General features: G+C 71.0%; 15 protein-coding genes. 9 read left to right on the top strand and 6 right to left on the bottom strand.

Annotated features, from left to right (window positions below; translation table 11 throughout):
• Positions 1 to 15: 15 nt before the first annotated feature.
• Positions 16 to 597, bottom strand: coding sequence for a hypothetical protein (locus tag QSK34_RS23275; RefSeq protein ID WP_285586524.1), 582 nt, complete (start codon positions 595 to 597; stop codon positions 16 to 18).
• Between the two features lie 294 nt (positions 598 to 891).
• Here QSK34_RS23275 and QSK34_RS23265 point away from each other — a divergent pair, with 294 nt between their 5' ends.
• Positions 892 to 2,307, top strand: a complete 1,416-nt coding sequence (locus tag QSK34_RS23265) for a cellulase family glycosylhydrolase (protein ID WP_353051415.1) — start codon at positions 892 to 894, stop codon at positions 2,305 to 2,307.
• On the opposite strand, the gene QSK34_RS23260 is transcribed toward QSK34_RS23265, so the two are convergent.
• Positions 2,304 to 2,807, bottom strand: a complete 504-nt coding sequence (locus QSK34_RS23260; RefSeq protein ID WP_285586521.1) for a DinB family protein — start codon at positions 2,805 to 2,807, stop codon at positions 2,304 to 2,306. The genes QSK34_RS23265 and QSK34_RS23260 overlap by 4 nt on opposite strands.
• Positions 2,808 to 2,868: 61 nt before the next feature.
• Between QSK34_RS23260 and QSK34_RS23255 the strand changes: the two genes are divergently transcribed.
• On the top strand, positions 2,869 to 3,822 hold the full coding sequence (locus QSK34_RS23255; RefSeq protein WP_285586519.1) for a helix-turn-helix transcriptional regulator: 954 nt from the start codon (positions 2,869 to 2,871) through the stop codon (positions 3,820 to 3,822).
• On the opposite strand, the gene QSK34_RS23250 is transcribed toward QSK34_RS23255, so the two are convergent.
• Positions 3,788 to 4,342 carry a CGNR zinc finger domain-containing protein gene (locus QSK34_RS23250; protein WP_285586517.1) on the bottom strand — a complete coding sequence of 185 codons (555 nt, stop codon included), beginning with the start codon at positions 4,340 to 4,342 and terminating at the stop codon, positions 3,788 to 3,790. The two genes, QSK34_RS23255 and QSK34_RS23250, sit on opposite strands and share 35 nt — an antisense overlap.
• 84 nt (positions 4,343 to 4,426) lie before the next feature.
• Between QSK34_RS23250 and QSK34_RS23245 the strand changes: the two genes are divergently transcribed.
• Both QSK34_RS23245 and QSK34_RS23240 read left to right on the top strand, forming a co-directional pair.
• A complete protein-coding gene (locus tag QSK34_RS23245; protein ID WP_285586516.1) occupies positions 4,427 to 6,070 on the top strand; it encodes an MFS transporter in 1,644 nt (547 codons plus the stop codon).
• Entirely contained in the window at positions 6,063 to 6,392 is a 330-nt protein-coding gene (locus tag QSK34_RS23240) for an ArsR/SmtB family transcription factor (RefSeq protein WP_161479456.1), read from the top strand. Before QSK34_RS23245 ends, QSK34_RS23240 begins: the two co-directional genes overlap by 8 nt.
• 4 nt (positions 6,393 to 6,396) lie before the next feature.
• Here the strand turns inward: QSK34_RS23240 and QSK34_RS23235 are convergent, their stop codons facing one another.
• Complete coding sequence (locus tag QSK34_RS23235) at positions 6,397 to 6,999, bottom strand: class F sortase (RefSeq protein ID WP_285586511.1); 603 nt, start codon at positions 6,997 to 6,999, stop codon at positions 6,397 to 6,399.
• On the bottom strand, positions 6,996 to 7,289 hold the full coding sequence (locus tag QSK34_RS23230; RefSeq protein ID WP_285586509.1) for an LPXTG cell wall anchor domain-containing protein: 294 nt from the start codon (positions 7,287 to 7,289) through the stop codon (positions 6,996 to 6,998). Before QSK34_RS23230 ends, QSK34_RS23235 begins: the two co-directional genes overlap by 4 nt.
• 130 nt (positions 7,290 to 7,419) lie before the next feature.
• Here QSK34_RS23230 and QSK34_RS23225 point away from each other — a divergent pair, with 130 nt between their 5' ends.
• Genes QSK34_RS23225 through QSK34_RS23215 form a run of 3 tightly spaced genes read left to right on the top strand, consistent with a single transcriptional unit; the run spans position 7,420 to position 9,994 of the window.
• On the top strand, positions 7,420 to 8,097 hold the full coding sequence (locus tag QSK34_RS23225; protein WP_161479458.1) for a response regulator: 678 nt from the start codon (positions 7,420 to 7,422) through the stop codon (positions 8,095 to 8,097).
• The gene (locus QSK34_RS23220; protein ID WP_285586506.1) at positions 8,094 to 9,470 is read left to right on the top strand and encodes an ATP-binding protein; all 1,377 of its coding nucleotides are present in this window, start codon (positions 8,094 to 8,096) and stop codon (positions 9,468 to 9,470) included. Before QSK34_RS23225 ends, QSK34_RS23220 begins: the two co-directional genes overlap by 4 nt.
• Positions 9,467 to 9,994: a hypothetical protein gene (locus QSK34_RS23215; RefSeq protein WP_285586504.1), complete on the top strand. Its 528-nt coding sequence runs from the start codon at positions 9,467 to 9,469 to the stop codon at positions 9,992 to 9,994. The genes QSK34_RS23220 and QSK34_RS23215 overlap by 4 nt, the downstream gene beginning before the upstream one ends.
• A gap of 3 nt (positions 9,995 to 9,997) precedes the next feature.
• On the opposite strand, the gene QSK34_RS23210 is transcribed toward QSK34_RS23215, so the two are convergent.
• Complete coding sequence (locus QSK34_RS23210; protein WP_285586502.1) at positions 9,998 to 10,411, bottom strand: MarR family winged helix-turn-helix transcriptional regulator; 414 nt, start codon at positions 10,409 to 10,411, stop codon at positions 9,998 to 10,000.
• A 72-nt stretch (positions 10,412 to 10,483) separates the two neighbouring features.
• Between QSK34_RS23210 and QSK34_RS23205 the strand changes: the two genes are divergently transcribed.
• A complete protein-coding gene (locus QSK34_RS23205) occupies positions 10,484 to 10,936 on the top strand; it encodes a nitroreductase family deazaflavin-dependent oxidoreductase (RefSeq protein WP_285586501.1) in 453 nt (150 codons plus the stop codon).
• 90 nt (positions 10,937 to 11,026) lie between these two features.
• Positions 11,027 to 12,103 (top strand): aldo/keto reductase, encoded by a 1,077-nt coding sequence (locus QSK34_RS23200; RefSeq protein WP_285586500.1) that lies wholly within the window; start codon positions 11,027 to 11,029, stop codon positions 12,101 to 12,103.
• The last annotated feature ends 5 nt before the right edge of the window (positions 12,104 to 12,108 follow it).

The raw sequence follows: 12,108 nt of genomic DNA, 5'->3' as shown, positions 1-12,108 counted from the left end.
TCGCCGGGGAACGACTTAGAGGGCGCCGCTCTCGATGCGCTGCTTGAGAACCGTCTGGATGCCCTGGTGGGCCTGCACGCCGGAGACCAGCGCGAGGTCGATCAGCTCCGTGGGGGTCTCGAAGGTCAGGTTCTCGGTCACCTTGGTCTTGTTGCCGGTGATCTTCTCGAACGTGATCTTCTGGTGGGTCACGATGTTGCCCGTCGACCACGAGTCGACCGTGTAGTAGTAGTCCGCCAGGTAGAGCTTCTGGCAGGCGTGGGTGTTCAGCGTCAGCGGGGCCGGGTCCATCGGGATGACCTCGATGGCCGTGAGCCGCCTGGACTCGACGCCGTAGCTCGTGGTGTCGCTATGGGTGACGACCCGCTCCAGCACCGGGTTGGCGCCGATGTGGTTGTTGAAGTTCGAGTAGGCCCAGAAGACCTGGCTCCGCGGAGCGTCGATCACGATGGAGATGCTCTGCGACGCGCGCGACCTGCCTTCCGGCAGCGGGTCGGCGACCTGGGTGAACTTGTAGGTGTTCCAAGTGGTCAGCCACTCCTGTGCGAGTTCGAGGTCGGTCGCGGCACGCGCCGGCGCGCCGAAGACCGAAAGCACGAGGGAGATGGCGAGGAGGGGAGCGCTTAAGAAGCGAAGCAGCCTCGTTTTCATGCAGAACATTTACCGCATTCAGGACCTGAACACATCTCCCGTGATCATCTCTGTCACTGATTGCCAACATGTGTCCCGGTAGGCATGGACAAGCAGCAGTTCGTGCCAGAAAGCGGACTGCGACCGGATGAGCGCGATCTGTTGCATGATCAACTATTTGAAGCGCTTGCGTGATGGTTGACGTTGTTTTACGCTCCACGTCAAATTAGGAAACCTTCCTAACTACTCCAAGGAGCGCCTATGTTACGTAGCACGCTCGTCGCCCTGCTCATACTGACCGGCTTGACCACGGTCAGTGCGCCGGCCGCCGCCGCCCCCGTCCTCATCTCCGCCGGCAAGCCCGCCACGGCGTCGTCCATCGAGGCCACCGGTCTGGAGGCGGGCAAGGCGGTCGACGGCAACACCGCCACCCGCTGGGCGTCGGCCGAGGGCAGCGACCCGCAGTGGATCAGGATCGACCTCGGCGCCTCGTACCCGATCTCCCGCGTCAAGCTGACCTGGGAGACGGCCTACGCGTCGGCGTACCGGATCGAGGTTTCGCCTGACGGCGGAACATGGTCGAGCATCTACTCCACGACCACGGGCAACGGCGCCACCGACGACCTCACCGTCTCCGGGACCGGCCGCTACATCCGCGTGTACGGCACCACCCGCGCCACCCAGTGGGGCTACTCCCTGTGGGAGTTCGAGGTCTACACCGAGTCGTCGACCGGCGGCGGCACCCCCGTGGCCGCCAACGGCCAGCTCCGCGTCTGCGGCGTGAAGCTGTGCAACGAGGCCGGCAAGCAGATCCAGCTCAGGGGCATGAGCAGCCACGGCATCCAGTGGTACAACCAGTGCCTCAACACCGCCTCACTCGACGCCCTGGCCACCGACTGGAAGGCCGACGTCCTGCGCATCTCCATGTACATCCAGGAGGGCGGCTACGAGACCAACCCGCGGCTCTACACCGACCGGGTCCACAACCTGATCGAGATGGCCACCGCACGCGGCATGTACGCCATCGTCGACTGGCACATGCTCACCCCCGGCGACCCCAACTACAACCTGACCAGGGCCCGGACCTTCTTCACCGAGATCGCCCAGCGCCACAACGCCAAGAAGAACGTCCTGTACGAGATCGCCAACGAGCCCAACGGCGACAGCGTCACGTGGTCGGTCATCCGCAACTACGCCAACTCGCTGGTCCCGACGATCCGCCAGTACGACCCCGACGCGCCCGTCCTCATCGGCACGCCGGCCTGGTCGTCGCTCGGCATCTCCGGCCCCGGCGACCAGACCGACACGATCCGCGCCAACCCGGTCACCGGCACCAACCTGATGTACGTCTTCCACTTCTACGCCGCCTCGCACGGCACCCAGTACCTCAACGCCCTGTCCCGGGCCGCCGACCTGCTGCCGATGTTCGTGACCGAGTTCGGCACCCAGGAGGCCTCCGGCGACGGGCCGAACAACTTCAGCAGGGCCCAGCAGTACATCGACCTGATGGCCCAGAAGAAGATCAGCTGGGTCAACTGGAACTTCTCCGACGACTTCCGCACGGGGGCCGTCTTCACCACCGGGACCTGCTCCAGCGGCCCGTACACGGGCACCACCAGGTTGAAGGAGGCGGGTGTCTGGGTGCGTGACCGGATCCGCACCGCCGACGACTTCTAACCCATGGTCTTCTGACCGTCGAGGGACTCGCGGATGATGTCCGCGTGACCCGCGTGCTGGGCGGTCTCGGCGATGACGTGCAGCAGCGCCCGCCGGGCCGTCCAGCTCTCCTCCGTGTTCCACGGGGCCTTCGGGAGCGGCTGGGTCGCGTCGAGTGAGGGAAGGTTCCTAACCAACTCGTCGGTCGCGCCGGCGACCTTCTCGTATTCGGCCAGGACCCCGGCGAGGGTGTCACCCGGCAGCATGCGGAACTCGTCGGCGCGGCGCTGCCAGTCCTCCTCGGTCATGGCGGTGAAGTCGCCCATCGCCGAGGGCCCCTGCACGATGAACTCGGCCCAGCCGCGCTCGGCCGAGGTGACGTGCTTGACCAGGCCGCCCAGGCAGAGCTCGCTCGCGGTGGTGCGCAGGCCCGCCTGCTCGTCGGTCAGGCCCTTGGTGGTGTGGCGCAGGAAGTCGCGATGTTTGGTCAGGGACGCGATCAGGTCGTCTCGTTCGCTCATGGATCCAGCTTGTCGCCAATAGCGGCCACTTCCTGTCCTGTGCGACGGCCAGAATCGAACCATGGCGAACACCAGCAACCGGACCCTGCGGCTGCTCTCCCTGCTCCAGACCCGCCGCTACTGGCTCGGCGGGGAACTGGCCGAACGGCTCGGGGTGTCGGTCCGGACGCTGCGCCGCGACGTCGACCGGCTGCGTGAGCTGGGTTATCCCGTCGAGTCGCAACGCGGGGTCGACGGCGGCTACCAGCTGGCCGCCGGGGCGGCCCTGCCCCCGCTGGTGATCGACGACGAGGAGGCGGTCGCCCTGGCCGTGGGCCTCCAGGCCGCCGCGCAGGGCGCCGTCGAGGGCATCGCCGAGTCGTCGGTACGGGTGCTCGCGAAGGTCGTCCAGGTCATGCCGGCCCGGCTGCGGCACCGGGTCGAGGCGCTGCGCACGATGACCGTGCCGAGCGGCTGGAGCGGCTCACCCCGGGCGGGCATCGACCCCGACGTGCTGACGCTGGTCGCGCTGGTCTGCCGGGACCAGGAACAGCTCCGCTTCTCCTACACGGCGGCCGACCGCCGGGAGTCCGAACGGCTGACCGAGCCGCACCGGCTCGTCTGCACCGGCTACCGGTGGTATCTCGTGGCCTACGACCTGACCAGGCACGACTGGCGGAGTTTCCGCGTCGACCGGATGACGACGCCGGAGAGGACCGGCACCCGCTTCCGCCCCAGGGAACTGCCCGCCGCCGACGCCGCCGCCTTCGTCAACGAGGGCCTGGAGAACCAGCCCGCCCCCTACGCGGTGGAGGCGCTGATCGAGGCCCCGGCCGAGGCCGTGCGGGAACGGATCGGGCGGTGGTGCACGGTCGAGGCGGTCGGCGAGCGGCGTTGCCGGATGACGATGACGAGCAGCACCCTCGACTGGCCGACGATGGCGCTCGGCGTCGTGGGGGCGGACTTCCAGGTCGTGAGCCCTCCTGAGCTGGCCGAACAGCTCAGGGAGTGGGGGGCGCGCTTCCGGCGGGCCTGACGCCCGCGTAGTAGCGCCGCGACTTGTCGCGGCTGCCGCACGTGGTCATGCTGCACCAGCGCCGCCGCCGGTTCTTGCTGACGTCGAGGAACAACCACCAGCACGACGGGCACTCGCCGAGCCGGTCGAGCGGCCCGTGGGTGAGCAGCTCCATCGCCGAGGCGGCGACCTCCCACGTCAGGACCTCGACCGTGCGCGGCGACGCCCACACCAGCCGGAAGTCCCGGTCGAGCCGGGCCCGGGTCACGCCTTCGCCGTAGACCGCGAGGATCCGGTCGAGATCGCTCTGCGGCGGCTCCGCCCCGTGGGTGAGGGGCTGGAAGGCCCGGAACACCGTCTCGCGGAACTCGCGGGCCGGGGCCAGGTCGCCGATCTCCTCCAGCGGGTGGCCGGTCGCGTCGGCCCAGGTCCGGGCCTCTTCCGGCGTGCTCAGCCAGTCGCGACGGGCCACCGGGCGGGCGTTGACCGTGTTCGCGAAGTCGAGGCAGAACACGTTGCCCACCAGCTCGACCGTCGTCATCTCACCATTAAAACACCATTGACAGGTAAGAGCGTCGGCCCGCACGCTATGACCGATCAAATGCCTTTGAAAGGTAAGAATCGGATGGGTCGATCGTTCAACGCCCTGTGGTTCGGCACCGGCGCGGCCAACCTGGGCGACGGCATCGCCCTGTTCGTCCTGCCGCTGCTGGCGCTCGGCGTCGGCGCCTCACCCGGCGGCGTCGCGGCGGTCACGGCCGCGCTGACCCTCGCCTGGCCGGTCTTCGGGCTGCACGCGGGCTGGATCGTCGACCGGGTCGACCGGCGGCTGCTGCTCGGCGGGGTGAACCTGCTCAGGGCGCTGCTGCTGGCGGGCGTCAGCGTCGCCTACCTCACCGGGACGCTGAACCTCACGGGGCTGATCGCCGCCGCGATCCTGCTCGGCGCGGCCGAGACGCTGGTCGACACCGCGCTGACCTCGACGATCCCGCTGGTCGTCGAACCCGGTGGGCGCAACCGGGCCAACGCCCGCATCGAGGCGACCGTCAACCTGACCAACCAACTCGCCGGACCGCCCCTCGCCGGCCTGCTGGCCGCTGTCAGCCTGGTGCTGGCGACCGCGCTGAGCGCCGGCCTCTACGCCCTGGCCGTGGCCGGCCTCGCCCTGCTGGCTTTGCGTCGCGGCCCGGCGACCGGCGGGAACACCCAGGTCGTCGCCGGGTTCCGGCACCTGTGGCGGCAGCCGGTCGTACGCACGCTCACCCTCTTCACGGCCGCGATGAACATCCCGTGGGCCGTCTCGACGGCCCTGTTCGTCGTGTACGCCGTCACCCCCGGCCCCCTCGGCCTCACCCCGGCCCAATACGGGCTGATCCTCACCGGCATGGCCGTCGGCGGCCTGGTCGCCTCGGCGGTGGTCGAACCCCTCCGCAAGAGGTTCGGCGTGACCCGGCTCCTGATCGCCGACGCCGTCGGCACCGTGCTGCTGGTCGCGCCGGTCGCCTTCGACGCCCCGGTCTGGGCGGTGGCGGCGGGGGCGATCGTGGCGGGCGCGGGGTCGAGCGTCTGGCGCATCCTCGTCGCCACGATCCGGCAGGACCTCTCCCCGCCCGAGCTGCTCGGCCGCATCTACGCGGCGTCCCGGATGATCAGCTGGGGAGTGATTCCGGTCAGTGCCGCCCTGGCCGGGGGCGCGGCCGAGGTCTGGGGCGTGCGGGCCGTGTTCGCGGGGGCGACCGTGATCTCCGTCGTGGTGCTGGCCGCCTTCGTGCTTGACGCAACCAGACGGTTGCCATACATTAGTGGCAACCAAATGGTTGCGACACACGGAGGGGTTCCGATGGCATTTCCCGATCGGATCGAACGCACCGTCCACATCGGCCGCCCGCAGGAGCAGGTCTGGGCCGCCATCACCACCGCCGAAGGGCTCGGCACCTGGTTCGGCGAGGCCGCCGAGGGCGAGGTGAAGGTCGGCGGCACGGTCGAGCTGAGCTGGCAGAGCGGCGACACCGCCAAGCTGCGCGTCGAACGGCTCGACCCGCAGTCGGTCTTCGCCTACTCGTGGCACATCCACGGCCTGCCCGAGAACGACCCGCGCCGGACCTACGTCGAGTTCACCCTCTCGCCCGACGCCGAGGGCACCAGCCTGACCGTCGTCGAGACCGGCTTCGCCCAGCTCGACGACGACGAGCACGCCAAGGCCTACGACGGCAACACCCGGGGCTGGAAGCACGAACTCGACGAGCTGGTCGCCTACGTCAATGGCTGACGAGTCGCCCGAGACGGTCGCCGAGGCGGTCTTCACGGCCCTGGCCGACCCGAACCGGCGGGCGATCCTGGCCGCGCTGGCCGAGCGGGGGCCGGCCACCGCGACCGACCTGGCCGGCCGGTTGCCGATCACCCGGCAGGGCATCGCCAAGCATCTCGCGCTCCTGGCCGACGCGGGTCTGGTGGTGGCCGAGCCGGGTGAACGGCGGCGGGTGCGCTACCGCGTGGAGACCGAGCCCATGCGGGTGGCGCAACGTTTCCTGGCCGTGCTGGCGCGCGACTGGGACGGCCCGCTGGCGGCCCTGCGGGCCCATCTGGAGTGACCCGCTAGGCCAGATCGGCGTAGACGATGACGTTGTCGCGGTAGTGGCCCGTCGCGGCGTCGAAGGACCCGCCGCAGGTCACCAGTCTCAGGGCGGGGTGGTCGAGGGGGCCGTACACCCGCTCGGCGGGGAAGCGGCTCTTGGCCACCCGTTCCACCGACGTGACCGTGAACCGGGCCGTCCTCCCGTCGGCGCGGGTGACGCCGATGGTGTCGCCGCGCCGCATCCGGCCGAGGTCGTGGAAGACGCCGCGGCGGCCCTCGCCGTCGACGTGTCCGAGGATCACCGCGCCACCGGGTTCCCCGGGGGCGTAGCCGGGCGCGTACCAGCCCGCGTCCTCGGGCTCCTCGGGGACCTGCACGGTCCCGTCGGGGTTGAGGCCGAGCATCATCAGGTCCACGTGGACGCCGATGCGGCCGACATCCAGTCGTACCGGCCGTGACCTGGGCAGATCTCGCCCGGCGGGCACGACGGGCAGGACCGCGGTCACGGCCTCGGCGGGCGGCGGCGCGGGCGGCGCCTCCCTGGGGAGGAGCGCGCCGCCCGCGAGCAGGGCCCCGGTCGCGGTGAGGGCGGCGGCCGCCAGGCCGAGGACCCTGCGGGTCACGCCGCGCTACGCCGCCGCAGGGCGACGAAGCCCGTCGCGGCCCCCGCCACGAGAAGGACCCCGCCCAGCGGAAGCGCGGCGGGCACGCCGCCACCGGTCTGCGGCGCGCCGTCGGGAACCGGGCGGCTGCCGCGATCGGGCACCGGCGCGGGGGTCGCGGCCCGCTGCCGGGCGGAGGGCACGGGTGCCGGGGCCGCCTCGGACGGCACGGGCGAGGGCGCGGCGGCGGCCGGGGCGGCGAAGGTGAGCGTGCCCGCGACGAGGCCGATGGCGGCCAGAGTGAATCGCATACATCCTCCTAGGTCTCGACCGGGGATCCTGGCAGCACGATGTCCGCTGGCCATGAGCGGAATGTCATGAGCGTGTAATGAACGTCGCTTTCGGCCGGATATGCGCTGATCAAGCCGGATACTGGTTCGCGTGGCCCGGGTGATGCTCATCGAGGACGACCAGTCCGTCCGCGAAGGACTGCGCCTGTCGCTCAGCCGCCACGGCCACGAGGTGGCCACCGCCGGGACCGGCGAGGAGGGCCTGCGGCGGCTGCGCGAGACGGCGATGGACATCGTCGTGCTCGACCTGATGCTGCCCGGCCTCGACGGCTTCGAGGTCTGCCGCCGCATCAGGGCCGGCGGGCACCTGCCGATCGTCATGCTCACCGCCCGGGGCGACGACCTCGACGTGGTCAGCGGCCTGGAGGCGGGCGCCGACGACTACGTGGTCAAGCCGGTCCGGCCGCGCGTGCTGGAGGCGCGCATCCGCGCCGTGCTCCGGCGGTGGGCCGCGCCCCTGGACGCCGGACAGGAGACCCACGGCGACCTGGTGATCGACCGGGGCGCGCTGACCGTGGCCAAGAACGGCACCCCGGTCACGCTGCCCCCGCTGGAACTGCGGCTGCTGCTGGAGCTCTCGGCGTCTCCCGGGCAGGTGTTCAGCCGCCAGCAGCTCCTCGAATCGGTCTGGGACCTCGACTTCCTGGGTGACTCGCGGCTGGTCGACGCGTGTGTCCAGCGGCTCCGCACCAAGATCGAGGACGTGCCCGCCCAGCCCCGGTACATCCAGACCGCACGCGGCTTCGGGTACAGGTTCGGCCCGCTGTGAGAGGGCTGCGTGCCCGGCTGGTCGTGGTCTTCGTCGCCTTGGCGGGCTTGAGCGCGCTCACCGCCGCCGGCCTGGTCTACAAGCAGGCCCGCGACCTCATGCTGACCCGGACCGAATGGTCGGTCGTCAACGAGTTCCGGCTGCGCGTCTCGACCCTCACCGAGAACATGCGGCACCCGCCGGGCCGGGCCGCCCTGCAACAACTCGCCAACGGCGTCGCGCCCGCCTTCCTCGACGCGACCGGCGCGGCCGTCTACGGCGACTCGGGCCTGGTCGTGTCGGGCGACGCGGCCGCGGCCCTGACACCCGACCTGCGCCGGCGCGTCGCGGCCGAGCGGCGCCTCGTCTACCAGCGGGTGGTGCGCGACGGCGACCCCTACCTCGTGGTGGGCACGCCGGTGCTGCTGCGCCGCGAGGGCACCCCTTCGGGCGTCGAGGTCTACCTCGTCTCCTCGCTGCACCCCGAGGCCGCCGACCAGGAGGCCCTGGTCGCCGCCGCGCGCAACGGCGTGCTGCCCGTGCTGCTGCTGGCCGTGCTGTTCGCGCTGGTCGCCGCCGGTGGGGTGCTCAGGCCGGTACGCGATCTCGACCGCGCCGCCCGCCGCCTGGGCGCCGGGGAGCTCGACACCCGGCTCAAGGTCACCGGCCGCGACGAACTGGCCCGGCTGGTCAAGACGTTCAACGCGACCGCCGAGGCGCTGGAGACCAACGTGTCGATGGCCCGCCGGTTCGTCGCCGACGTCTCCCACGAGCTGCGCACCCCCTTGGCCTCGATCCTCGCCATGGCCGAGGTGATCGAGGAGGAGTCCGCCCGGCTCGACGGCGACCTGCCGGAGGCCGCCCGGTTGCTGAACCTGGAGGCCGGACGGCTGGTGAAGCTCGTGGAGGACCTCATGGAGATCTCCCGCTTCGACGCGGGGGCCGTCGGCCTCGTGGTCGACGACGTGGACGTCGCGCAGGCGGTGGCGGCGAGTCTGCGTACCCGGGGATGGACCTCGGACGTCGAGGTGGACATCGAGCCGGGGGTGCGCGTGCGGCTCGACCCGCGCCGGTTCGACGTCGTCATGGCCAACCTGGTCGGCAACGCGTTGCGGCACGGCGCGAAGCCGGTGACCGTCACGTCGCGGCCCGTCGACGACGTCGTGGTCATCGAGGTCGCCGACATGGGCCCCGGCGTCGACCCCGACCTGCTCCCGCGGGTCTTCGACCGCTTCTCCAAGGCCGACGCCGCCCGCACCCGGTCGGACGGCAGCGGCCTCGGCCTGGCCATCGCCCTGGAGAACGCCCGCCTCCACGGCGGCACGATCGAGGTGGTCAACCGCCCCGAGGGCGGCGCGTTGTTCCGGCTCACGCTGCCCAGGGAGCCGCGATGAGACATCTGCTGGCGGCGCTGCTCCTGGTCGCGGGGTGTGGCATCAGCCCGACGGGCGTACAGGACGGCGGGGAACCCGCGAGCGGCTTCCAGCCCAGCATGCGGCTCTACTTCGTGTCGGGCCAGCGGCTGAAGGCGGTCACCCGGCCGATGCCCTGGCCGTCGCTGAAGGAGACGCTCAACCTGCTCGTCGACGGCCCCAGCGAGCCCGAACGCCGTCTGGGCCTCGGCACCGGCCTGGCCGACTGGATCGGCGGCCTGGGCGCGGTCACCGCCGACGACGCCAAGGTGCGGATCACCGTCGAGCCGCCCGCCTCGGCGGCCGTGCCGGTGCCGGCTCCCCGGGAGGCCTTCCCGGGCCAGCGTGACCGCCTGCTGTGGCTGGGCCAGCTCACCTGCACGGCCGCCGCCGCGGTGGCCGCTCGGTCGAACATCGACGCCGACGCGGTGACGGTCGTGGTCCGGCGTGGGCGGGAGAGCTTCGGGTCGTTCCGCTGCTCGGAGTTCCCGCGCGCGGCGGAGTGAGCGTCAGCAGCCGCCGCAGCGCTGGATGATCTCGGCCATCGCCTGCTCGAAGTGGCCGCGCCCTTCGGGCGTCAGGGTCGCGACCAGCTCCTCCAGCTCGGCGTGGATCTCCTCGTAGAAGGCCGTCGCCGCCCGGCGCCCCTCGTCGGTCAGCGTCACCGCGACGGCCCGCCGGTTGCCCGGCACCGGGGTGCGCCGCGCCAGCCCGCGCTTCTCGGCCCGGTCCATCAGCCCGGTCAGGGCCGCCTTCTCGACGCCGAAGACCGAGGCCAGCTCGGCCATCCCCCGAGGCCCTTCCAGCAGCACGCACAACAACTTGGCCTGTACGGGGGTCAGATCGTGACGCTGGGAGACACGCGCGTACCGGCCCTGCACCAGCCCCGAGAGCTGGACCAGCCCGATGGCGACGTCGTTCATGGACGTAACGGTACATCGTGCATATAGTTAGCGTCGCGTACAGTACGCGCCATTAACCAATCGAGGTACGCCATGACCTTCGACACTCCTGCCGGCACCCGCGGCAGCCGCCAGCCCGGCGGACGTTTCTTCCTCTGGTTCAACAAGCTGATGGCCCGGCGCATCCGCAGAAGCGGCAGCTTCGGCGGCTTCGACGCGCTGGTCCTGACCACCGTCGGCCGCAAGACCGGCCAGCCGCGCACGAACCCCGTCGGCTGGTTCCCCGGCCCCGACGGCACCTGGCTGATCGTCGCCTCAGCCGCCGGCGCGGCCGGGAACCCCGCCTGGTACTACAACCTCGCGGCCCACCCCGACCAGGTGCGCATCGAAGTCGGCGGCAAGGCATACGACGTCACCGCCGAGCAACTGCACGGAGCCGAGCGCGAGCAGGCGTGGCGGGACATCGTCGCCAGGTCGCCCCGGTTCGCCCAATACCAGGTGAAGACCGACCGGCAACTGCCGATCATCCGCCTGAAGTCCCGTTAGCGGCAGGATCGTGCAAGAGGTCGACCGGATCTTTCTACCCGTCGCCGCAGCTCAGCGCTTCGATGGAGGGGACGAGAAAGGAACACGATCATGCCGCTCGACCACTATGTGACCCTCGGACGCTCCGGCCTGCGGGTCAGCCCGTTCGCCCTCGGCGCGATGACCTTCGGCGACGACCCCGGCTCGGCCGGATGCGACGTCGAGGAGTCGGAGAAGATCCTCACGACGTACCTCGACCGGGGCGGGAACTTCGTCGACACGGCCAACTTCTACAGCAACGGCCACTCGGAGAAGATCCTCGGCGACTACTTCGCCGCCCGGCCCGGCCTGCGCGGCCACACGGTCGTGGCCTCGAAGTTCTTCGGCAACATGCACCCCGGCGACCCCAACGGCGGCGGCGCGGGCCGGGGCTCGATCATCGCCCAGCTCCACGAGACCCTGCGCCGTCTCCAGACCGACTACCTGGACCTCTACTGGCTGCACAACTGGGACCGCAACACGCCCCTTGAGGAGACGATGCGCACCCTCGACGACCTGGTGCGGGCCGGCAAGATCCGCTACATCGGCTTCTCCAACACCCCCGCGTGGGTCGTCGCCCAGGCCCAGACGACGGCCCTGCTGAGAGGCTGGACCCCACTGATCGCCCTCCAGGTCGAATACTCCCTGCTGGCCCGCACGGTCGAGGGCGAGATCGCGCCCCTCGCGTTGGACCAGGGCCTGGCCCTGACCCCGTGGAGCCCCCTGAAGAACGGCTTCCTGTCCGGCAAGTACCGCCGGGGCGTCGAGGTCGCCGACTCGGCCCGGACCGCCTACGTGGGCGGCCCGACCGAGGAGGAGTACCGGGTCATCGACACCGTGGCCGCGATCGCCGACGAGGCCGGCGCGTCGTCGGCGGCGGTCGCCCTGGCGTGGCTGCGTGCCCGCCCCGGCACGGTGGTGCCGATCCTGGGAGCCCGCCGGGTCGACCACCTGGAGAACAACCTCGTGGAGGTGGCCCTTTCCGAGGAGCAGCTCCGCACCCTGGACGAGATCTCCGCCCCCACACTGGGCTACCCGGCGGCGGTCAACGGAGAGGTGCGCGCGATGCTGCAGTTCGCCGGCACGACCGTCGACGGAGAATCGTCGACGGTCTATCCGCCGCTGCTCCAGAGCTCGGTGCGATACTGACGCAG

Source organism: Herbidospora sp. NBRC 101105 (genome assembly GCF_030269205.1).
GTDB lineage: Bacteria > Actinomycetota > Actinomycetes > Streptosporangiales > Streptosporangiaceae > Herbidospora > Herbidospora solisilvae.
Note: the sequence above shows the minus strand (reverse complement) of the source record. Positions and strands in the feature narration are given on the sequence as shown.